Here is a 20,533-nt window from a genome sequence, read left to right on the forward strand (position 1 = left end):
CATGCCGCAGCGCCCTACCGAGACGTCCTCATGAGGGCTCGGAACCTCCGGCGGCCCTCTCGCGACGTGCACGACGCTGGCTCGGCGAAGGCGGACCGGCCCGGTCTCCTGTGTGCGCGTGGGAGGCAGCAGGTGTCGCCACGAGCGACTGCGCGACACAGAGGTCCCGCGTGCCGTCCTCCCCTGGGGAAGGAGGGCACCCCACTCGCGGAGAGACCGCTGCGCGATGTCTGTCGCCTCTGCTGCCGCCGTCGGGACTGGTTCTGCAGTTCCGCCACAGGCTGACGGGCCGACCGGGGCTCGCATGGCCGCGATTCGATGGCGGAGCCGGTCAAGCCCCGGCGGAGGAGCACGATGCCCTTTGAGGTTCGGCCTCTGGTGGTCCCTGCCCTGCTGGTCCGTCGACGGCCTTCGCCTGCCAGCCGTCGTCCCCGAACCTCCCGCTGGCAGGACGCTCACCGCACTCTCCGGCCTCGTGACGACCGGGTCGGGAGAATGCCCACCCCACGGGCCCTGCGTGGGGCTCCGAAACGCACCCGTGTCCGGAGGTGGCCCGGGGCAAGTGCCTTCTCCAGTTCGGCCACCACTACCTCCAGCGTCGCCAGGACGGTGCCTGGTGCGACCCCCTGCCGTAGTCGGACATCCAGGTGGAGACACAACTTCCCGGACGGTCCCGCAAGCCGAGCACGGCAGGAATCGACGCCGCTGATGCCAGCCGCCTGCCACGCCACGGCATCCTCCAGTGCCTTGGTTCGTACCGCACCGTCGGCCACCTGCAGCGCCAGCAGGGAACGCCTGCCGTCTCCCAACTGCCGGGCGGACCACAGACCGCACACGAGCACTACGGCGAGTACGGCCGCCATGAACTGAGGGCTCCAGGGCGGACTCAGGTCGATCGCTACGGATCTCACCTCCTCCAGGAACACCGTGCGCTGCGCGAAGCCGGGCCCCCACGGGGGAAGCCCCAGGCCCCAAACCGACGACATGACCGCGGCAGCCACGATCACGAGCACCAGTCCCGTGAGACCGAGCAGGGTACGGTTCACAGCCGTTCGGCAGTGGAACATCAGGGGGGTGCCCTCCTTACGGGTCGTGGCTCTCGGAGCAGATGCGGAGAGGATCGAAGACCTGCCGCTCAGCGGTGCTCCCCGCCGCTGGTTCCGGAACCCAGGCAGGTGAGAGGCGGGCATTGAGTGACAAGCGCGGTGTTCGATGCAATCGGCACCCTGCCAGAGCCGTGACGGCCTCCCGTCGCGCCAAGTCCAGTGCAGCTGCACGGCTACCGAAGGCAAGCTCCGCCCGCACCGCCATCCGCCGCCTTCGCAGACGCACCCGCACGGTGCTCACCCCGGTCACGCGTTCTGCGGCGTCCTGTACGAGTGCCTCCAGTGCGCGCCGGTCGACGGCTGCTCGCAGGCGAGCCGTCGACGCGAGGGTGTGGAGACGGCGAAGGCCCGGAGTCAGGGCCAAGGCGATCATCGCGAGCCCCAGCGCGGCGACCGCTCCGGCCATGGCCGTCACCGCTGGGCCCCCGAGCCGTGAGAGTGCCCATCCGCTTTCCGCGCTCCCGGCGGATCCTCCGATCGGCGTCCCGAAGACGTCCAGCACCAGGAGCGCTGCTGCGAGAGCGACCGGCATGGTCAGCAGCGCCGAAGGCAGCTGACGTTGCGACCACCAGCGCAGCGGTGTTCGGCTACCGAAAGCCGCTTCCGGTGCTGGTTGGCCTGTGCCGACCTGTTCCAGAAGGAGGCCTGAAGGAGAACGCGGTGAGAGGACGCTGACGGTGATGCGCGGGCGGGCTACCTCGCACCCGGTCAGCTCCCGAGTACGCGCAAGCACATGCTCCTGAACTCGATGCACAGCATCCGACAGCGGAACCGGGTAGCGCAATGAGACGCGGATGGAGAGTCCCGAGCGACCGAGGCGCACGGTGGTGGATCGCTTTGTGCTACCGGAGCCGGTGAGGGACAGCCCCTCTTCTGCCGCCCGTTCGGCGATCCGACGGATGGCCGTGTCAGAGATCATGATTGCGCCGCGCTCTACGGGGTCGGTCACCGAGGACCTCTCTCGTACACGTCCCTCAGATCGCTGATCCGTCCGCCACCGTCGACCCAGTGACCGATGGCCCAACCGGTCGCGCCCAGGGCCGCCACCAAGAGGAGAGCGACGAAGCCACCGAAGAAGCCGGCGAACCCCAGAGCCATACCTGCGGCCGTACCGAGACCTGGCGTCTTCACAAGCCTGCTCCTGTCGGGTTGGTGCCGCTCCGTCGGGAACTCGGTCACTCCACACGGGAGTCAGCGACGGAGTGATCCCCGTCGTCCTCTGGCAGGTGGACGTCGTTGACGGAGATGTTCACCTCCACCACCTCCAGCCCGGTGATACGTTCCACTGCGGAGATCACGTTCTCGCGCACGTCGTGAGCGACATCGGTGATGGTGACCCCGTACTCCACGACGAGGTCCAGGTCGATCGCGGTCTGGCGCTCTCCGACTTCGACCTTCACGCCCCGTCCCACGTTCGGCCTGCCGCCCGGAACACGATCGCGTACCGCGCCGATCGTGCGCGACAAGCCGCCTCCCATGTCATGTACTCCGGGGATTTCACGCGCGGCGATCCCGGCCACCTTCACTACCACCACGTCCGCGATCGAAGTCTTCCCACGGTTCGCGGCCGGCTGATCCACGCCGGTGACGCCGGCTGATAGAGCGGTGGCCGTGTGTGCTGCTGCCTTTGCGCTCTGCCGGGCGGAAAGGTCCTTCTCGAACGTGGTGGTCTGCATCGTCATGGCACAGCCCTTTCTGCGGAGGGGTATTGGCTCTCACTTCGTCAGACACACCGGCCGGACATGTGTGACGCGCGAGTCCGCGAGCGTTCCCGGCTGACGGGCCGCCGGTCGCCGCGGCATGCCAAGGACCGAGCGGCACGGCGCCGTGACGAGTCCACGGGGCCGTTCGGCCGGCGTGCAGGTACGACATCCCGCGCTTCGCCAGAGGCCCGCCCGAATCCCGGGCGGCAACTCCCTTCCCACAGGGAGGCGTGGTCCGGCCCCCGGCAGGGCAGGGCGGGTGGGGCAGTCCCGAGAGCGGTGCAGGCGCCTCCCGGGCCGTGGCCGTCGGGTGCCCTCCGCCTCCGGCCGTGTACGTGCGCGGCCCCGATCCGGCGCCCTCCCGGTGCCCGGCTCGGTGACCCCGGGGCGCCGCGGTCACGGGCGGACTCGGCGGGCATCCGACCGATGCCCTCGCCAGGAAATCGTGCATAACACGGCACCGGGGAGCCGTGTCCTACGTTCAGAGACCGGACGAGAGGAGCGGCCAGTGACGGGGGCCCGCACAGACACCGCATCACCCGATGCCTGCGGCGACACCGACGAGGACCTGCTGGTCGTCCGAGCGGCGGAGGGCGACGAGGATGCCTTCGCCGTGCTCGTCCAGCGGCACGCGCCAGCGCTGATCCGTGTGGCCACGCGCCTGCTGGATACCAGGTCCGAGGCTGAGGACGCCGTGCAGGATGCCTTCATCAGCGCGTGGCGGCGACTTCCCGAGTTCCACAGGAATTCCACGTTCACCACGTGGATATATCGCATCGTCACCAATCGCTGCCTCAATGTCCTGCGCAGCCGTCGCCTGATGGCACCTCTGGAGTCGGCGGGTGACGTACCGGCAGCGGAACACGTCTCGTCCCCGGCGCGGATCACCGAGGCCCGAGATGCGGTGCGGGAGCTGCGGGACGCGCTCGAACTGCTCTCGGCGGAGCAGCGTGCATGCTGGGTGCTGCGAGAGTTGGACGGACGACCTTATGAGTTCATCGCGGAAGCGGTCGGCATCAGTCAGGAGGCTGTCCGAGCTCGCGTATTCCGTGCACGCCGCAGCCTGACACAAGCGATGGGGGCCTGGCGATGACCACGCGCACTACTTCACCTGACCACGGCCGTGACGAGGAGGACGAGCAGCTGGCATGCGGGCGTCTCGTCTTCGACGTGTGGGACGCCTGGGAGTACGGCCGGAGCGATGCGCATCTGCGGGACTGCCCCCACTGCCGTGAGTCCGTGCGCGGCCTCGAGCAGCTGCAGTCGGCAGTTCGCGGCCTCCGCGACAGCGCCGTGGACCCCCCGGCTGACGACATGGCACCGCTCACTCAGCGGATCATGGACGTGGTGCGCCTCGAACTGCGGCCGGGTCGGCCCCTGCCGCTCGGTGAAGCCGGGGAGGACTTGTGGATCACGGAGGCGGTGGCAGCGCGGACACTGCGCGCGGCGGCCGAAGGCGTCTCCGGCGTGCGGGCAGGCTCGTGCCGCTTCGCGCCCAGCCTCTCCTTCGACACCGGACCGGTCGAGGTGTGCCTGGACATCCATGCCCCGGTGGATGCGCACCTTCCGGATATTGCCGATGATGTGCGCCGTGAGGTGCGGGCCGCGGCGGACGATCAGCTTGGTCTGGTCATAGCGGCGGTAGACGTACGGATCACTGACCTGGTGGTCGATTCGGACGAGAGCCGGGAGGGGCGAAGCCGATGACCCGGGACCCTGCCCGCAGCCTGGTGGCGCGGGAGATCGCCCGATCCGTCGTGGAGGTGCCAGGTGTGGCGTTCCTCAATCCGGGCCTCACCGCTCTGCTCCGGCCCTTTGAACCCCGGACGGCGGACCCTGCGTTGCCGTCCGGGGTGAGGGTGAACGGGCATCATGGTGCCGAGCCCATGAGGATTGACGTCCGTATCGTCGTTCTCCGGCACAGCCGTCCCGCCGATGTCGCTCGCGCGACCCGGCGAGCCGTAGGGGAGTGCATTGCCTTGCTGCACCCCGAGGGCACAGGCAGGCCGGTGCAGGTCAGAGTGACGGTCACCGGCAGGCTCTGAGTCACCGCGGGGAGGCTGCGGATCCGCGGCGTCAGAGAAGTGGAGGTGGAGAGGTGATCAAGAGGTAAAGGCAGGCCGCCCAGACGGCCGCTGCGACCGCCGCGGCACGCAGCCGTCGTCGTCGTGCAGGCGACACAGGATCGGGCCTGCATCCTGGCCGGATTGCCTTCGGCATGGCGATGTGACCGTGCGGCACGGCTGTCGCGGCGGCGGGAACTGCGCGTGATGAAGGGTTCCGTACCCGAGGCGGGACGCTGTGCACCCCCGGGTGATGTTCCTTCCTTCCAGCGCCAGAAGCTCGATGCTTCATGGCATGACGAGGAGCCTGAGGGGTCTGGGTCTGTGTGATGGCCTCCGCCTCTGGCGCCTCGTGCTCTGGGATCAGCCCTTGGGCAAGGCCGTTCAGGAATGCGGAGTACGCAGCCCGTCGCAGCCCCGTGGGGGAGGTGCGTCCGGCCTCCCATGAGCGCACCGTGGCCACGGTCACCCCGAACGCGTCTGCCACGTGGCCTTCTGTCAGGTGCCAGGCTCGACGGAGGCGCGCCCTGTCCCGCGGACTGGGCAAGGGAGCCCGAACATCCCGACGGCGCAGATGGGAGGGCATGGGGTGCGGCTGAAGCAGCGGCTTGATCGTCATGACCGTATGACAACCCGACCTTGACTGATGTGATCGTGTACCGGGGAAATCCCCCGTATGCCGCACGAACTCCGGGGGCCGGTGGGCCGCCGGAGGGAAGAGCAGGGGGTGGGATCCACCACCGCCGGGGCGCAGGGCTTCCGCCGGCGGCGGTTGACCTGAGGACGGCCGGGAGCGGCAGCCGTGCGTCGTGGGCCGACGCCGTCACCCGGTCGAAGCCCGGGGCAACGGTGTGGCGGCATGGGGGCCTGTGGGCGCGGGCATCCCGGAGAGCCGAATGCGCACCATGGAGTGAAACAGGGCCTGCCCACTGGGTCGAGCCGGCACGGGGCGTGGGATCGGCCCGCCCGGGCGTCGCGCTGCTCCACCGCCCGGGCGTTCGGCTCGTGTGTGTTCTCAGTCTCGCGAGTTGCCGAACAGGAGCCGATAGGCGACCAGAAGCACCAGAGATCCGCCGACGGCCGCTCCCCAGGTTGCGAGGTCGAAGAGCTCGTTCTGGATGGGCCGGTCCAAGAGCTTCGCCGAAAGCCATCCGCCGGTGAACGCCCCGGCGACGCCGATCACAGTGGTGCCGATCAGGCCTCCCGGGTCGCGTCCGGGTAGCAGGAACTTCGCTATCGCTCCTGCGAGGAGCCCGAGGACGATCCAACCGATGATGCTCATGCGATGTGCTGCTCTCTCTGTGCGGCGACTGCGGCTGCCGTGCGGCCCGATTCCTGGCGAAGCGAGTGCCAGGCAGCATGCCCCCATGCGGTGGCACTGTCGTCGGAGGGTGGTGACGTCGGCAAGAATCTACAACCTTGTAGAAGGGCGTGGCGATGCGTGTCGATCAACAGTCCGAGCCTTCCCGCGTGTGGGGTGTTCACTCCAGGGCGCCGCGCCTGTGCCGGGGGTGGGACCCTGGAAGACCGGTCCCGGCGCTGCGCTGTCATCCGTGCCAGGAGCGACCAGGGGCAACATGGCGGCCGAGTACACGCCCGACCTGCAGGCCGCAGCCGGGAACGGTGCGAAACCAGGCAGGACCGCTCGGTGAGCGGGCAGTGTTCGACAAGGCCGACATGGCCTTGTTCACCGGTGCGGTCGGCCCGTTCCCCCAGGCCTACGGTGCGATCATGAACGCCCAACAGGCATACGCCACAGCCCTGATGTCCGATGAGTTCCACAACCCCGGTGGTCACGGCGACACGGCGGAGGCCGTGTGGAAGGGGTCCACTCGGGAGGCGAGATCGCCGGTCTCACGTCCGAGGCGAGGCTCAGGCCGTGCCCGATGCCAAGGCCCATGAGGCCAAGGGTCCGAACCGGCCACACCCCCACGGCCCACTGCGCGAGAAGGAGCGAGGCCCCGGCGAACACTCGTTGCGCCGACCGGTCACCCCCGGGGCCGCCCGAGGCGGTCGCGAACAGCGTGGGCCAGACGGTCCGCGGCCTGGTCGTCGTACAGCAGGTAGAGGAACGGTTCGATCAGTTCCACCTCGACGATGCGCGGCTGGCCGCTCCTGTCGCGGATCATGTCGACGCGTGCGTGGAGGAGGTCCCTGGCGCCGGGAACGCTCTCCAGGGCGTGCCCGGCCGTCGAGAAGTGATCGGGGCCGGGACGGCAGGGGCGAGCGGACCATTCGCTCCCCGGCTCCGGTGCGAGGATCCCGTCACGGAGCGACTCGGGGGCGAGGTAGCCCTGCTTGCGGACGGCGTGACTGAAGGCGCCCCCGATGTACACCAGGGAGATCTCACCTCCGTGATCCACTTCGCGGAGGTAGGGCTGGACCATCATGGGTGGGCCGGAAGCGGCGTACACGCACGCCGCGTCGCGGTCGGTGGTCCGCAGGACGTGCTGACCGCCGACCCCGACGACCGGCTTGACCACGACCTCCGTCCAGTCGGCCGGCAGATCGGCGACGGTCGGGCGGCCCCCGGGCGTCGTCCACACCGTGGGAATCACCGCGCAGCCCCGTCCGGCCAGGTGACGCAGGTAGTTCTTGCGGCTGTTCCACGCGATCACGGGCACCGGGTTCCACAATGCGGTCCGCTCCCCGATGCGCCGGAGGGCGGCCAGGAACTGGGCGTGCCGACTCGTGTAGTCCCACGTGCTGCGCACCACGGCCGCTCGGTACGCACCCCAGTCGACGTCCCGGGCGTCCCAGGGAACGGCCTCCGCGCGCACCCCCAGATCCTCCATGGCCTCAACGGCGGGCTTGAGTTCGGGATCGAAGCCGTCGAAGGTCAGGTACGCCACATCCGCCGGGCCGCGCGCCTTACGCATTGCGACCCTCTCGAGCGGAGAGGGGCGCGAGGGTGACCACGACGACGTCGCGATGGGCGCGTCCGGGCCGACGGGGAGTCAGCGGGCTGACGTAGTGCTCCACCAAGGGGTCCACCAGCAGGAGTGCGTCGCCGGCGGCAAGAGAGCCCTCGTAGAGCAGCTCCGAGGCGGCGCCCAGCCGCCGGACGGAGGTGACGGCACCACTGTCGTTGTGCCGCGCGATGCAGGCGATGAGCACCTGGGCGAAGCCGTCCTGGTGGAACCCCTCCGGGGTGGGCAGCCCCGCGAACGCGTCCGTGGCGACGACACGGATCTGATGGCAGCCGAGAAGTAACTCCCCCCGCGGAGCGATCCCCTGCCCCTGCGCGCGCAGGGCCAAGGCCCGCGCGAACTCGCGGGCGGGTTCCGCCAACGGGGCGAAGGTACGGTCGATGCCCCCGGCACGGCTATTGAGGCGCTTGCTCTGGAAGAACGGGCCCCCGAGCCTCCAGTGCGGTTCGCCGGAGGCGAGCAGTGTCTCGCCGAAGGCCCGGTACCGGTAGACGTGATCCCCGTCGAGGTACCCGTCCGCCGGAAGGTCCTCGTAGCTCGCGACGAGACGGTCGTCGACGAGGTCCGCGCATGCGAGTGTGTGGACGGGCAAGGACTCTCCTTGTGTCGAACCGGTGGGCCTGAACCGGGGTGCACGCCCCACCAACCCCGGCCCGGCGTATGCGGTCCAGTCAGGTGATGCCTGTCTCCGCTTCGGCCGTCGACGGCGCCCCGGGCGCACCGCACGGGCAGGTCCGAGGGGCCGGGACGGCCGCCCCTTCCTCAGAGGGCCGTCGTGACCAACGAAGCCGACCGCATACGGTCACGAGCCCACGGTGCTTCGGTCTGTCCGGAGTGCATTCGGGTACGCCGGCACACGTACCCTGGCCCGCCCGCCCGCCCGCCCGCCCGCCCGCCCGCCCGCCCGCCCGCGGTCGGGACGGCGCCGGTGCGAGCCGCCCGGAAGCGGGGGAGCAGCAGAGCCCACGAGGCAGACCCGCGCAGCTGGGCATGTTCCGAACAAACGGATCGATGCCACCGGGCGGCTCATGACCGGGTGGGACGCGCGGGACGCCGACCAGTCGGCAGCCGGCCGAGACGGAGGAGGAGGCCGGCAAGCGCTGGCCGTTCTGCCGACCGGTGGCCCTCTGTTGGAACATCCGGCAGCCATCGGCTCGCACGGTCCCGGGCTTCTGCGGAGGAGGCTGTGCCGATCCCGGCGGTGCCGACGGACGTCGTCCGAACGCCCAGTTCGCCGTCTCGTACCCTCTGCTTCGGGCGCTGAGTCAGCGATCCGGCCAGGGGCGTGCAGGTCTACTCGCCACTTACTTGGCGAGCACTGGTACACAGAACGAAGTCCCGGACTCGGTGTAGAGAGTCCGGGACTTCGTGTTGGCACCCTTGCTCGTCAGCGGCTTGATCACGCTGTCCGAGCTGGAGTGCCCCCGGCAGGATTCGAACCTGCGCACACGGCTCCGGAGGCCGTTGCTCTATCCCCTGAGCTACGGGGGCGTGCGCCTCGCTGCTGCGCGGCGACGGGTAGAACACTACCAGCTCCCGGAGGCTGTCCGTGACCGGATATGTGGAGGGCGCTACGGTCGCGTTGGCGCAGGCCCGGAGGGTCGGGGGAGGGGCGGCGACCGTGGGCCCGGGCGGTGCCGGGACCGGTGCACCCGTGCGCCCCCGGAGCGCCGTCGCGACCCCCGCAAGGGGCGGAAGTCGGGAAAACCCGGACGCGGCCGCGTCCGCGGACCTACTCTCGAGTTGTGTCCGGCGCGCCCCGCCGAGTGCTGGTTGTCGATGACAACCGGGTGATTCGGCAGCTGATCAGGGTCAACCTCGAACTGGAGGGCTTCGAGGTCGTGACCGCGGCCGACGGTGCCGAGTGCCTGGAGGTCGTCCACCGGGTCCGGCCGGACGCCGTCACGCTCGATGTCGTCATGCCCCGCCTCGACGGTCTGCGGACCGCCGCCCGGCTGCGGGCGGATCCGCGGACCGCGCGGCTGCCCCTGGCCATCATCAGTGCCTGCACCCCCTACGAGGTGGAGAGTGGCCTGGCCGCCGGTGTGGACGCCTTCCTCGCCAAGCCGTTCGAGCCCGCCGAGCTGGTGCGCGTGGTCCGCAGGCTGGTGAGGGAGCCCGAGGGCTCCGAGGACGAGGCGGACGGGGGAAGCGGCGACCGCCCCGGCGGCCTCGACCGCGAGGAGCCGCCGCTCCCCGTCCCTCCGCATCCGACCGTGCAGGGCGGTCCGGGCACGGTTCCCGACCGGACGGGCGCCGCCGGGCGCTCGCTCGGCTGAGACGCCGGCCGGAGGGCGCGCAGCCCCGGGCACAGCGCTCCGAGGGCGTACGCCATGCTCCGTGCGAAGGCCCGGGGGCGCACGGACGGGGCACGCGCGGCACCGTGCCCCGGCTCTTCGGGCCCGGCGCCACGCCTCGGAGCCGCGGGGCGCACGCGCCAAGGCGCGCGTCCCGGCGCCAGCCCCCGCGCCCGTGAGCCCCCCACCGCGCCCGCGAGCCCCCAGCACACCCGCCGCCCCCCACTGCACCCGCGAGCGTCCCCCGCACCGCCGAGCCCCCCGCACCCGCCAGCGCCCCGCCACAGCTCCGCCGGGGCCCTGCCCCCGCCCGCCTGCCCGTATGGCGAAACCGGTTCGCGAAGGGCCCCCCTGTCTCCCATACGCTTGTCCCCGTGACCCCCGCAGAGCTCTCCCGTACCGTCCGGCACGCCGTGTGCCGCGCGGTCGAGGACGGTGCGCTGCGGGTGGCCGTGCCGGAGACCGTGCGGGTCGAGCGCCCCCGCCCCGGCGGCAGCGGCCACTGGGCCAGCAACATCGCCCTGCGCCTCGCCCGCGAGGCGGGCCGCAGCGCCGCCGAGGTCGCCGGGATCCTCGGCCGCCACCTGGAGCAGGCCCCCGGCATCGCCCGGGTCGAGGTCACCGGCCCCGGCTTCCTCAACCTCACCCTCGCGGACGGATCCCAGCAGACGCTGGTCCGCAGCGTGCTCGCCCAGGGCCCCGCCTACGGCCTGCCACCGGCCGCCGAGCCCTGTGCGCACGACGCCGAGCCCTGTGCGCACGACGCCGAGCCCTGTGCGCACGACGCCGAGTCCCGTGCGCACGACGCCGAGCCCTGTGCGCACGGCGGCGAGCTGCGCGAGCGGGTGTGGGGCGAGACCCTGGCGCGGATGGGCGCCCGCCCCGCTGCCGGTGAGCGCCTCGGCGTCGTGCCCGCCCCGGACCAGGAGCTGGCCGTCCGCCTCGGCACCGACGCGGCCCGCTGGGCGCTGCTGGCCGCCGCCGCGCACGACCGGCCGCGCACCGAGGGCCTGCTGGTGCAGCAGGAGCGCAACCCCCTCTTCCGTGTGCGGTACGCGCACGCCCGGGCCCACGCCCTCGCCCGCGGTGCGAGGGCGCTCGGCTTCGCGGCCGAGCCCGTCGCCCCCGTCGACGCCCCCGCGCTCACCGCGGCGGTGGCCGACCACCCGGCCGCGGTCGCGGACGCCGCGCGGCTGCGCGCGCCCGACCGGCTCGCCCGGCATCTGGAGGCGGTCGCCGACGCCCTGCTGTCCTTCCAGCACACCGTGCTCCCCGTGGGCGACGAGAAACCCTCGGCCGCCCACCGCTCCCGGCTGGCCCTCGCCGAGGCCGCCGGGGCGGTGCTGGCCGGCGGCCTGTCCCTGTTCGGCATCAGCGCACCCCTACACCTGTGAGATGTGAGAGACAGATGAGCCGATCCGCACACCCCGCCGGGCCCCGCCATGCCGACGTGCTGCCCGAGGGGCACTACACCGCCCCCCCGGCCGATCTGAACGTGCTGGACGCGAAGGTCTGGTCGCGCACCGTGGCGCGCAACGCCGACGGGGTGGCCACCGTCGGCGGGATCGAGGTCACCGCCCTGGCCGAGGAGTTCGGCACCCCGGCGTACTTCCTGGACGAGGCGGACTTCCGCGCCCGCTGCCGGGCCTGGCACGACGCCTTCGGCGGCGGTGCGGACGTGTTCTACGCGGGCAAGGCCTTCCTCAGCCGCGCGGTGGTGCGCTGGCTGACGGAGGAGGGCCTCAACCTGGACGTGTGCTCCGGCGGCGAGCTCGCCACGGCGCTGGACGCGGGCATGCCCGCCGAGCGGATCGCCTTCCACGGCAACAACAAGTCGGAGGGGGAGATCCGCCGCGCGGTCGGGGCCGGCGTCGGCCGGATCGTGCTGGACTCCTTCCAGGAGATCGTGCGGGTGGCGCACGTCGCGCAGAGCCTGGGCCGACGCCAGCGGGTGCAGATCCGGGTGACGGTGGGGGTCGAGGCGCACACCCACGAGTTCATCGCCACCGCGCACGAGGACCAGAAGTTCGGGCTCGCCCTGGCCGGGGGCCAGGCGGCCGAGGCGGTGCGCCGGGCCCTGCGGCTCGACGGCCTCGAACTGGTCGGCATCCACTCGCACATCGGCTCGCAGATCTTCGACATGGCGGGCTTCGAGGTCTCGGCCCGCCGCGTGGTGCAGCTGCTGGCCCAGGTGCGCGACGAGCACGGCGTCGAGCTGCCCGAGATCGACCTCGGCGGTGGCCTCGGCATCGCGTACACCTCCGAGGACGACCCGCGCGAGCCGCACGAGATCGCCAAGGCGCTGAGCGAGATCGTGTCCCGCGAGTGCGAGGCGGCCGGGCTGCGCACCCCGCGGATCTCCGTGGAGCCGGGCCGGGCCATCGTGGGGCCGACGGCCTTCACGCTCTACGAGGTGGGCACGGTCAAGCCGCTGGAGGGGCTGCGCACCTACGTCAGCGTGGACGGCGGCATGTCGGACAACATCCGCACCGCGCTCTACGACGCGGAGTACAGCGTGGCGCTGGTCTCGCGCACCAGTGACGCCGAGCCGATGCTGAGCCGGGTGGTCGGCAAGCACTGCGAGAGCGGGGACATCGTCGTGCGGGACGCCTTCCTGCCGGCCGACCTGGCCCCGGGCGACCTGATCGCGGTGCCCGCGACGGGCGCCTACTGCCGGTCGATGGCCAGCAACTACAACCACGCGCTGCGCCCGCCCGTGGTCGCGGTGGCCGACGGTGCGGCGCGGGTCATCGTGCGGCGCGAGACGGAGGAGGATCTTCTGCGTCTCGATGTCGGATAGCTGAGATACTTGTCTCGTATGTCGGACGGGGGATAGAAACTCCGGTCCGGTGGGTGAGACTGGTCCAACCGTAGAAGTAAAGGAAACGAGGTCGGATGATGCGTACGCGTCCGCTGAAGGTGGCGCTGCTGGGCTGTGGTGTGGTCGGCTCAGAGGTGGCGCGCATCATGACGACGCACGCCGACGACCTCGCCGCGCGGATCGGCGCCCCGGTGGAACTCGCCGGGGTCGCCGTCCGCCGCCCCCAGAAGGTCCGCGAGGGCATCCCCGCGGAGCTGGTCACCACCGACGCGACGGCCCTGGTCAAACGCGGGGACATCGACGTCGTCGTCGAGGTCATCGGCGGCATCGAGCCCGCCCGCACCCTGATCACCACCGCCTTCGAGCACGGCGCCTCGGTCGTCTCGGCCAACAAGGCCCTCCTCGCGGAGGACGGCGCCACCCTCTACGCGGCCGCCGAGCGCCACGGGCGTGACCTGTACTTCGAGGCGGCCGTCGCCGGGGCCATTCCGCTGATCCGCCCCCTGCGCGAGTCCCTCGCGGGTGACAAGGTCAACCGGGTGCTCGGCATCGTCAACGGCACGACCAACTTCATCCTCGACAAGATGGAGCGCACCGGCGCCGGCTACACCGAGGCGCTCGACGAGGCCACCGCCCTCGGCTACGCGGAGGCCGACCCGACCGCCGACGTCGAGGGCTTCGACGCCGCCGCCAAGGCCGCGATCCTCGCCGGGATCGCCTTCCACACCCGCGTACGGCTGGACGACGTCCACCGCGAGGGCCTGACCGAGGTCACCGCCGCGGACATGGCCTCCGCCCAGCGCATGGGCTGCACGGTGAAGCTGCTCGCCATCTGCGAGCGCGCTGCGGACGGCCGGTCGGTCACCGCCCGTGTGCACCCCGCGATGATCCCGCTCAGCCATCCGCTGGCCTCCGTCCGCGAGGCGTACAACGCGGTCTTCGTCGAGGCGGAGGCCGCGGGCCGGCTGATGTTCTACGGGCCCGGCGCGGGCGGTGCGCCGACCGCGTCCGCGGTGCTCGGCGACCTGGTCGCCGTGTGCCGCAACAAGCTCGCCGAGGCAACGGGGCCCGGCGAGTCCGCCTACACCCAGCTGCCGGTGTCGCCGATGGGCGAGGTGGTCACGCGGTACCACATCAGCCTCGACGTGGCCGACAAGCCGGGCGTGCTCGCCCAGGTCGCCACGGTCTTCGCCGAGCACGGCGTGTCGATCGACACGGTCCGGCAGCAGGGCAAGGACGGCGAGGCCTCCCTCGTCGTCGTCACCCACCGCGCGCCCGACGCCGCCCTCTCGGGGACGGTCGAGGCGCTGCGCAAGCTCGACACCGTGCGCGGTGTCGCCAGCATCATGCGTGTTGAAGGGGAGTAAGGGACCCATGACCACCAACGGAACCCACCAGTGGCGCGGCATCATCGAGGAGTACCGGGACCGCCTTCCGGTCACGGACACGACGCCGGTCGTCACGCTCCGTGAGGGTGGTACGCCGCTCGTCCCGGCCCAGGTCCTCTCCGAGCGCACGGGCTGCGAGGTGCACCTGAAGGTCGAGGGGGCCAACCCCACCGGGTCCTTCAAGGACCGCGGCATGACCATGGCCATCACCAAGGCCAAGGAGGAGGGCGCCCAGGCCGTCATCTGCGCCTCCACCGGCAACACCTCCGCCTCCGCCGCCGCGTACGCGGTGCGCGCCGGGATGGTCTGCGCGGTGCTGGTGCCCCGCGGCAAGATCGCGATGGGCAAGATGGGCCAGGCGCTCGTCTACGGCTCCCGCATCCTCCAGGTCGACGGCAACTTCGACGACTGCCTGGACCTCGCCCGCGGCCTCTCCGAGAACTACCCGGTCGCCCTGGTCAACTCGGTGAACCCGTACCGCATCGAGGGCCAGAAGACCGCCTCCTTCGAGATCGTCGACGCCCTGGGCGACGCCCCCGACATCCACGTCCTGCCCGTCGGCAACGCCGGCAACATCACGGCGTACTGGAAGGGCTACCGGGAGTACGCGCGGCCCGCGGCGGACGGCGCGCTTCCCGCCGTCTCCACCCGGACGCCGCGGATGTGGGGCTTCCAGGCGTCCGGCTCCGCGCCGCTGGTCCGCGGCGAGGTCGTCAAGGACCCCTCGACGATCGCCACGGCCATCCGGATCGGCAACCCGGCCTCGTGGGCGCAGGCGCTCGCCGCGCGCGAGGAGTCGGGCGGCCTCATCGACGAGGTGACGGACCGTGAGATCCTGCGCGCCTACCGTCTCCTGGCCTCCCAGGAGGGCGTGTTCGTCGAGCCCGCCTCGGCGGCGTCCGTGGCGGGCCTGCTGAAGGCGGCCGAGCAGGGCAAGGTCGACCCCGGCCAGCGGATCGTCTGCACGGTCACCGGCAACGGCCTCAAGGACCCGGACTGGGCGGTCGCCGGTGCGCCGCAGCCCGTCACCGTCCCGGTGGACGCGGTCGCCGCCGCGGAGCGCCTGGGTCTCGCCTGACGGCGGGCCGCGGTGCGCCGTGCCCCGCCCGGGGCGGCGCATCGCGGCCTCTCCGGCGCCGGTGCGGCGGAGAACGGCTCAAAAGCCGCTTGCGGAAACCCGGTTGCCCCCTGGAGCGTTGCGGTCGGGGAAGCGCAAGCACCGCGGCGTCCCCGGTCGGGGCACACAGGGCGGACGACACGCATCGTGCGCCTCCCGTGCGCCCTGTGTCGCAGGTGAACCTTCCTTCGATAGGCTGTACCCGACCCCGCCCCACCGCAGGTGCCGTGGTGATGTCGCCGTCCAGGCCCGGGTGTTCGTCCCCTCGAAAATCTCGTACATCTCGCAGTTCAGAACCAAGGAGTGTCGTCGAGCGATGGCCGGTCCCGCGTTCCGCGCCGCCGCCGTCCGGGTGCGCGTCCCCGCCACCAGCGCCAATCTCGGTCCGGGCTTCGACGCCCTCGGACTGTCGCTCGGCCTGTACGACGACGTGGTCGTCCGGGTCGCGGATTCCGGCCTGCACATCGACATCGCGGGCGAGGGTGCCGACACCCTGCCGCGCGACGAGAACCATCTGCTGGTGCGCTCCCTGCGCACCGCGTTCGACCTGCTCGGGGGGCAGCCCCGCGGCCTGGAGGTCGTCTGCGCCAACCGCATCCCGCACGGACGCGGCCTCGGCTCCTCGTCGGCGGCCATCTGCGCCGGCATCGTCGCCGCCCGGGCCGTCACCATAGGGGGCGACGCCCGCCTGGACGACACCGCGCTGCTGGAACTCGCCACCGAGATCGAGGGCCACCCCGACAACGTCGCCGCCTGCCTGCTCGGGGGCTTCACCCTCGCCTGGAGCGAGGCCGCGGGCACCCGGGCCATCAGGATGGACCCCTCGGATTCCGTCGTTCCGGTGGTTTTCGTCCCGGCGAAGCCGGTGCTCACCGAGACGGCCCGCGGGCTGCTGCCCAAGACCGTGCCGCATGTGGACGCCGCCGCCAACGCGGGCCGCGCCGCCCTGCTCGTCGAGGCGATGACCAGGCGCCCCGAGCTGCTGCTGGCGGCCACCGAGGACCGGCTGCACCAGGAGTACCGCGCCCCGGCCATGCCCGAGAGCATGGCCCTGGTGCACCGCCTGCGTGCCGACGGCATCCCCGCGGTGATCTCGGGTGCGGGGCCGACGGTCCTGGCGCTGCCCGACAGCGGGGCGGCGGACAAGGTCGCCGGGCTGGCGGGCGAGGAGTGGGCGGCCAACCGGCTCCCCTTCGACGCCGCGGGGGCGAGCGTTCTGCCGCTGGCCACGCAGTGACACACGATTGCCGGTGCGAGAGAGGGGGAATGTTTGTTGGAGCCGGTAGTGTTAACCTCAAGTCTGCAACCGTCGTCGAAGCGGCGCGGTGCTGCGAGTCCCGTTACGGGACCACCCTTCTTCCGGGAGCCTCCCACACTGCCTGAGCAGCCTGCCTGAGCAGTTTCGAGCACGCTCCGGAACCGGCACGACACCCCTCGCTCCCCCGGGAAGCGGGTCGGGCAGGGGGACCTCGAGCCGGACCCTGCACGTCTTTGCATGTATATCTTCCGCCGTTGGTCCGCACCGGCGGGATCACCGCTCCGACGCGGTCGGCACCCCAGACCGCAGCCGGACAGCACAACCGGTCGCCGAGCCAGAAGGCCGACGTCCGCTCCAGGGAAGGACCCTTCGTGAGCGACACCACCGATCTGATGGGCGTCACTGCCGACAACACTGTCGACACCGCCGCGCCCGCCGAAGGTGCTGCCTCCGGCACCACCACACGGCGCCGCCGTTCCGGCACCGGCCTCGAGGGCATGGTCCTGGCCGAGCTGCAGCAGGTGGCGTCCGGCCTCGGCATCAGGGGCACCGCGCGGATGCGCAAGAGCCAGCTGATCGAGGTCATCAAGGAGGCGCAGGCCGCCTCCGGGGCCTCCCCGTCGAAGCCCGCCGAGGCGGGCGCCGGCGAGGCCCCCGCCAAGCCGAAGCGCCGCGCCGCCGCCAAGGCCCGCACGGCCGAGGACGAGGACGCCTCCGGCGCCGACAAGCCCGCCAAGGCCGCCGCCAAGGCCGCCGCCAAGGCCGACAAGGGCGAGGCCGCGGAGAAGGCCGTCGCCCAGCAGCAGATCGAGATCCCGGGCCAGCCGGCCAGCGACGACCAGCCGGCCGGTGAGCGCCGCCGTCGCCGCGCCACCGCGCAGGCGGGCAGCCCCGAGACCACCGGCGACGTCCGCACCGAGGTGCGCACCGAGGCCCGCACCGAGACGCAGACCGACACCAGGCCCGAGGCCGGCGGCGGCCAGGACGGCGAGGCCCGCCAGGGCCGCCAGGACCGCGGCGGGCGCCGCGACCGCCAGCGCGGCCGGGGCAAGGGCGACGACCAGCAGGGCGGCGGCCAGCGCCAGCAGCGCCAGGGCGGCCAGCAGGGCGGCGGGGCGCAGGACGACTTCGACGACGACGGCAGCGGACGCCGGGGCCGCCGCGGCCGCTACCGCGACCGCCGGGGCCGCCGGGGCCGCGAGGACTTCGCCGGCGGCGAGCCGCAGGTGTCCGAGGACGACGTGCTGATCCCCGTCGCGGGCATCCTCGACATCCTCGACAACTACGCGTTCATCCGGACCTCCGGCTACCTGCCCGGCCCGAACGACGTGTACGTCTCCCTCGCCCAGGTCCGCAAGAACGGCCTGCGCAAGGGCGACCACGTCACCGGTGCGGTGCGCCAGCCCAAGGAGGGCGAGCGCCGGGAGAAGTTCAACGCCCTGGTGCGCCTGGACTCCGTCAACGGCATGGCCCCCGAGTCCGGCCGCGGCCGCCCCGAGTTCAACAAGCTGACCCCGCTCTACCCGCAGGACCGGCTCCGCCTGGAGACCGACCCGGGCGTGGTGACCACGCGGATCATCGACCTGGTGTCGCCGATCGGCAAGGGGCAGCGCGGTCTGATCGTGGCCCCGCCGAAGACCGGCAAGACCATGATCATGCAGGCGATCGCCAACGCGATCACCCACAACAACCCCGAGTGTCACCTGATGGTCGTCCTCGTCGACGAGCGTCCGGAAGAGGTCACCGACATGCAGCGGTCGGTCAAGGGCGAGGTCATCTCCTCGACCTTCGACCGCCCCGCCGAGGACCACACGACCGTCGCCGAGCTGGCCATCGAGCGCGCCAAGCGCCTCGTCGAGCTGGGCCACGACGTGGTCGTCCTGCTGGACTCGATCACCCGCCTCGGCCGCGCCTACAACCTCGCGGCCCCGGCCTCCGGGCGCATCCTCTCCGGTGGTGTCGACTCGACCGCGCTCTACCCGCCGAAGCGCTTCTTCGGCGCTGCGCGCAACATCGAGGACGGCGGCTCGCTCACCATCCTGGCCACCGCGCTGGTCGACACCGGCTCGCGCATGGACGAGGTGATCTTCGAGGAGTTCAAGGGCACCGGCAACATGGAGCTCAAGCTCGACCGGAAGCTCGCCGACAAGCGCATCTTCCCCGCGGTGGACGTCGACGCGTCCGGCACCCGCAAGGAGGAGATCCTGCTCGGCAGCGACGAGCTCGCGATCACCTGGAAGCTGCGCCGCGTGCTGCACGCGCTCGACCAGCAGCAGGCGATCGAGCTGCTGCTCGACAAGCTGAAGCAGACCAAGTCCAACGGCGAGTTCCTGCTCCAGATCCAGAAGACCACTCCGTCCGCCGGCAACGGCAACGACTGAGGGTCCCCCGCCCCCGCCGGGGCCCGACCGAGGGCCCCCGGCTGATCCGGCCCCGCTGTGCCCACCGCGCCTCCGCGCGGTGGGCACAGCGCGTTCTCAGGGCGCTCTCAGACACCCGTGCCACGCTGAGGGGGATGCCGCACGCCCCGCGGGGTACCCGGCACACCGCCGGGGGCTCAGGGCGACGCGCTCCCGCCCGGCACCCGCCGAGTGCGGCACAGCCCGACGGCCCGGCCGCACCGCGCGGCGGGCCCAGGAGAGCCGAGGAGAGCATGTCCGAGCAGAGCAGCCAGGGCCGCGGCGACGGCGGCCCGGAGGGCGCCATAGGCGGCAGCGGCAAGCGCCGGGGACACCACGGGACGGCCCGCCGCATCGGCCTGGTCGCGGCCTGGACCACGGCCGCCGCCCTCCTGGTCGCGGGCTCCGGCCTGGCCTACGCCTACTTCACCCTCCAGGGCAGCATCGACGGCGTCGACATCGACCAGGCCCTCGGCACCGAGCGGCCCAAGAACCTCGACGACGGCTCGATGGACATCCTGGTGCTCGGCTCGGACTCGCGCGCCGGCGACAACGGCGCCTACGGCCGCGACGAGGGCGCCGCCCGGTCCGACACCGCCATGGTCGTCCACGTCCATACCGGCCGTACCGCCGCCTCGGTGGTCTCCATCCCGCGCGACACCCTGGTCGAGCGGCCCGGCTGCACCCGCGCCGACGGCACCGAGGCCCCCGGCGCCGCGCGCGCCATGTTCAACACCGCCTACGAGGCGGGCGGCCCGGCCTGTGCGGTCAAGACCGTCGAGACGATGTCCGGCATCCGCATGGACCACTATCTGGAGGTCGACTTCACCGGCTTCACGGAACTGGTCGACGCGCTCGGCGGGGTGGAGATCACCACCACCGAGCCCCTCCGCGACGCCGACAGCCGCCTCGACCTGGAGCCGGGGACCCACACCCTGGACGGCGAGCAGTCCCTCGCCCTGGTGCGCACCCGCAAGGGAATCGGCGACGGCAGCGATCTCGGCCGCATCGAGCTCCAGCAGGCCTTCGTCCGGGCCTTCGTCGACCAGGTGCGGGACGTCGGCGTGCTCGGCAACCCCAAGCGGCTGCTGGACCTGGCCGGCACCGCGGCCAGGGCGGTCACACCGGACTCCGGCCTCGACTCGGTGAACGAGCTGGTGGGCTTCGCCCGCGGGCTCGGCGACCTGGGCGCCGAGGACGTGTCCCTGGTGACCCTGCCGGTCCGCTACGACCCGGTCGACCCCAACCGCGTCGTCCCCGTCGAGCCCGGGGCCACCGAGGTCTGGCGGGCGCTGAAGCAGGACCGCCCGATCCCCGGATCCGCCCTCCAGGACTCCGCGGCCGACCGCGGCCAGGCCGCGGCGGTGGTGGCCGCCGGAGGCTGAGCCCCTGCCGGGGGGGAGGGGGGAATACCGGGGCGGCCACCCCGGTTTTGGGAGATACGGCCGGTC

15 protein-coding genes and 1 tRNA gene are annotated in these 20,533 nt (G+C 72.1%); 10 read left to right on the plus strand and 6 right to left on the minus strand.

Annotation, left to right across the window (positions count from 1 at the left end; translation table 11 throughout):
• Nucleotides 1–1,083 precede the first annotated feature (1,083 nt).
• Both ACGF15_RS04795 and ACGF15_RS04800 read right to left on the minus strand, forming a co-directional pair.
• Nucleotides 1,084–2,025 (minus strand): DUF6286 domain-containing Asp23/Gls24 family envelope stress response protein, encoded by a 942-nt coding sequence (locus tag ACGF15_RS04795; protein ID WP_392797050.1) that lies wholly within the window; start codon nt 2,023–2,025, stop codon nt 1,084–1,086.
• A gap of 256 nt (nt 2,026–2,281) precedes the next feature.
• Entirely contained in the window at nt 2,282–2,788 is a 507-nt protein-coding gene (locus ACGF15_RS04800; protein WP_345613083.1) for an Asp23/Gls24 family envelope stress response protein, read from the minus strand.
• Nucleotides 2,789–3,317: 529 nt separating this feature from the next.
• On the opposite strand from ACGF15_RS04800, the gene ACGF15_RS04805 reads away from it, so the two are divergent.
• Together ACGF15_RS04805 and ACGF15_RS04810 are read left to right on the plus strand one after the other, a co-directional pair.
• Nucleotides 3,318–3,902: a sigma-70 family RNA polymerase sigma factor gene (locus tag ACGF15_RS04805; protein ID WP_345613085.1), complete on the plus strand. Its 585-nt coding sequence runs from the start codon at nt 3,318–3,320 to the stop codon at nt 3,900–3,902.
• Entirely contained in the window at nt 3,899–4,516 is a 618-nt protein-coding gene (locus ACGF15_RS04810) for an Asp23/Gls24 family envelope stress response protein (RefSeq protein WP_392796926.1), read from the plus strand. Before ACGF15_RS04805 ends, ACGF15_RS04810 begins: the two co-directional genes overlap by 4 nt.
• Before the next feature lie 1,371 nt (nt 4,517–5,887).
• Here ACGF15_RS04810 and ACGF15_RS04815 read toward each other — a convergent pair.
• From ACGF15_RS04815 to ACGF15_RS04830, 4 genes are all read right to left on the minus strand, one after another.
• On the minus strand, nt 5,888–6,154 hold the full coding sequence (locus ACGF15_RS04815) for a GlsB/YeaQ/YmgE family stress response membrane protein (RefSeq protein ID WP_345613089.1): 267 nt from the start codon (nt 6,152–6,154) through the stop codon (nt 5,888–5,890).
• 706 nt (nt 6,155–6,860) lie between these two features.
• Nucleotides 6,861–7,751, minus strand: a complete 891-nt coding sequence (locus ACGF15_RS04820) for a hypothetical protein (RefSeq protein ID WP_392796927.1) — start codon at nt 7,749–7,751, stop codon at nt 6,861–6,863.
• Nucleotides 7,744–8,394, minus strand: a complete 651-nt coding sequence (locus tag ACGF15_RS04825) for a 2OG-Fe dioxygenase family protein (protein ID WP_345613093.1) — start codon at nt 8,392–8,394, stop codon at nt 7,744–7,746. Before ACGF15_RS04825 ends, ACGF15_RS04820 begins: the two co-directional genes overlap by 8 nt.
• Before the next feature lie 827 nt (nt 8,395–9,221).
• Nucleotides 9,222–9,293, minus strand: a tRNA-Arg gene (locus ACGF15_RS04830).
• 155 nt (nt 9,294–9,448) lie between these two features.
• Here ACGF15_RS04830 and ACGF15_RS04835 point away from each other — a divergent pair.
• The 8 genes from ACGF15_RS04835 to ACGF15_RS04870 all read left to right on the plus strand — a co-directional run bounded on the left by ACGF15_RS04835 (nt 9,449) and on the right by ACGF15_RS04870 (nt 20,467).
• Entirely contained in the window at nt 9,449–10,081 is a 633-nt protein-coding gene (locus tag ACGF15_RS04835; RefSeq protein ID WP_376426257.1) for a PleD family two-component system response regulator, read from the plus strand.
• A gap of 392 nt (nt 10,082–10,473) precedes the next feature.
• Nucleotides 10,474–11,493, plus strand: coding sequence for an ArgS-related anticodon-binding protein NrtL (gene nrtL, locus ACGF15_RS04840; RefSeq protein WP_392796928.1), 1,020 nt, complete (start codon nt 10,474–10,476; stop codon nt 11,491–11,493).
• 14 nt (nt 11,494–11,507) lie between these two features.
• Nucleotides 11,508–12,899 carry a diaminopimelate decarboxylase gene (lysA, locus tag ACGF15_RS04845; protein ID WP_345613099.1) on the plus strand — a complete coding sequence of 464 codons (1,392 nt, stop codon included), beginning with the start codon at nt 11,508–11,510 and terminating at the stop codon, nt 12,897–12,899.
• A gap of 95 nt (nt 12,900–12,994) precedes the next feature.
• Nucleotides 12,995–14,287 (plus strand): homoserine dehydrogenase, encoded by a 1,293-nt coding sequence (locus ACGF15_RS04850; RefSeq protein ID WP_392796929.1) that lies wholly within the window; start codon nt 12,995–12,997, stop codon nt 14,285–14,287.
• Nucleotides 14,288–14,294: 7 nt separating this feature from the next.
• Nucleotides 14,295–15,386: a threonine synthase gene (thrC, locus tag ACGF15_RS04855; protein WP_392796930.1), complete on the plus strand. Its 1,092-nt coding sequence runs from the start codon at nt 14,295–14,297 to the stop codon at nt 15,384–15,386.
• A 355-nt stretch (nt 15,387–15,741) separates the two neighbouring features.
• The gene (gene thrB / locus ACGF15_RS04860; RefSeq protein ID WP_392796931.1) at nt 15,742–16,662 is read left to right on the plus strand and encodes a homoserine kinase; all 921 of its coding nucleotides are present in this window, start codon (nt 15,742–15,744) and stop codon (nt 16,660–16,662) included.
• A 392-nt stretch (nt 16,663–17,054) separates the two neighbouring features.
• Entirely contained in the window at nt 17,055–19,064 is a 2,010-nt protein-coding gene (gene rho / locus ACGF15_RS04865; protein WP_392796932.1) for a transcription termination factor Rho, read from the plus strand.
• Nucleotides 19,065–19,336: 272 nt separating this feature from the next.
• Entirely contained in the window at nt 19,337–20,467 is a 1,131-nt protein-coding gene (locus ACGF15_RS04870) for an LCP family protein (protein ID WP_345613109.1), read from the plus strand.
• Nucleotides 20,468–20,533 lie beyond the last annotated feature (66 nt).

Origin of the sequence: Streptomyces sp. NPDC048001 (assembly GCF_043203115.1) — a bacterium.
Taxonomy (GTDB): Bacteria; Actinomycetota; Actinomycetes; order Streptomycetales; family Streptomycetaceae; genus Streptomyces; species Streptomyces sanyensis.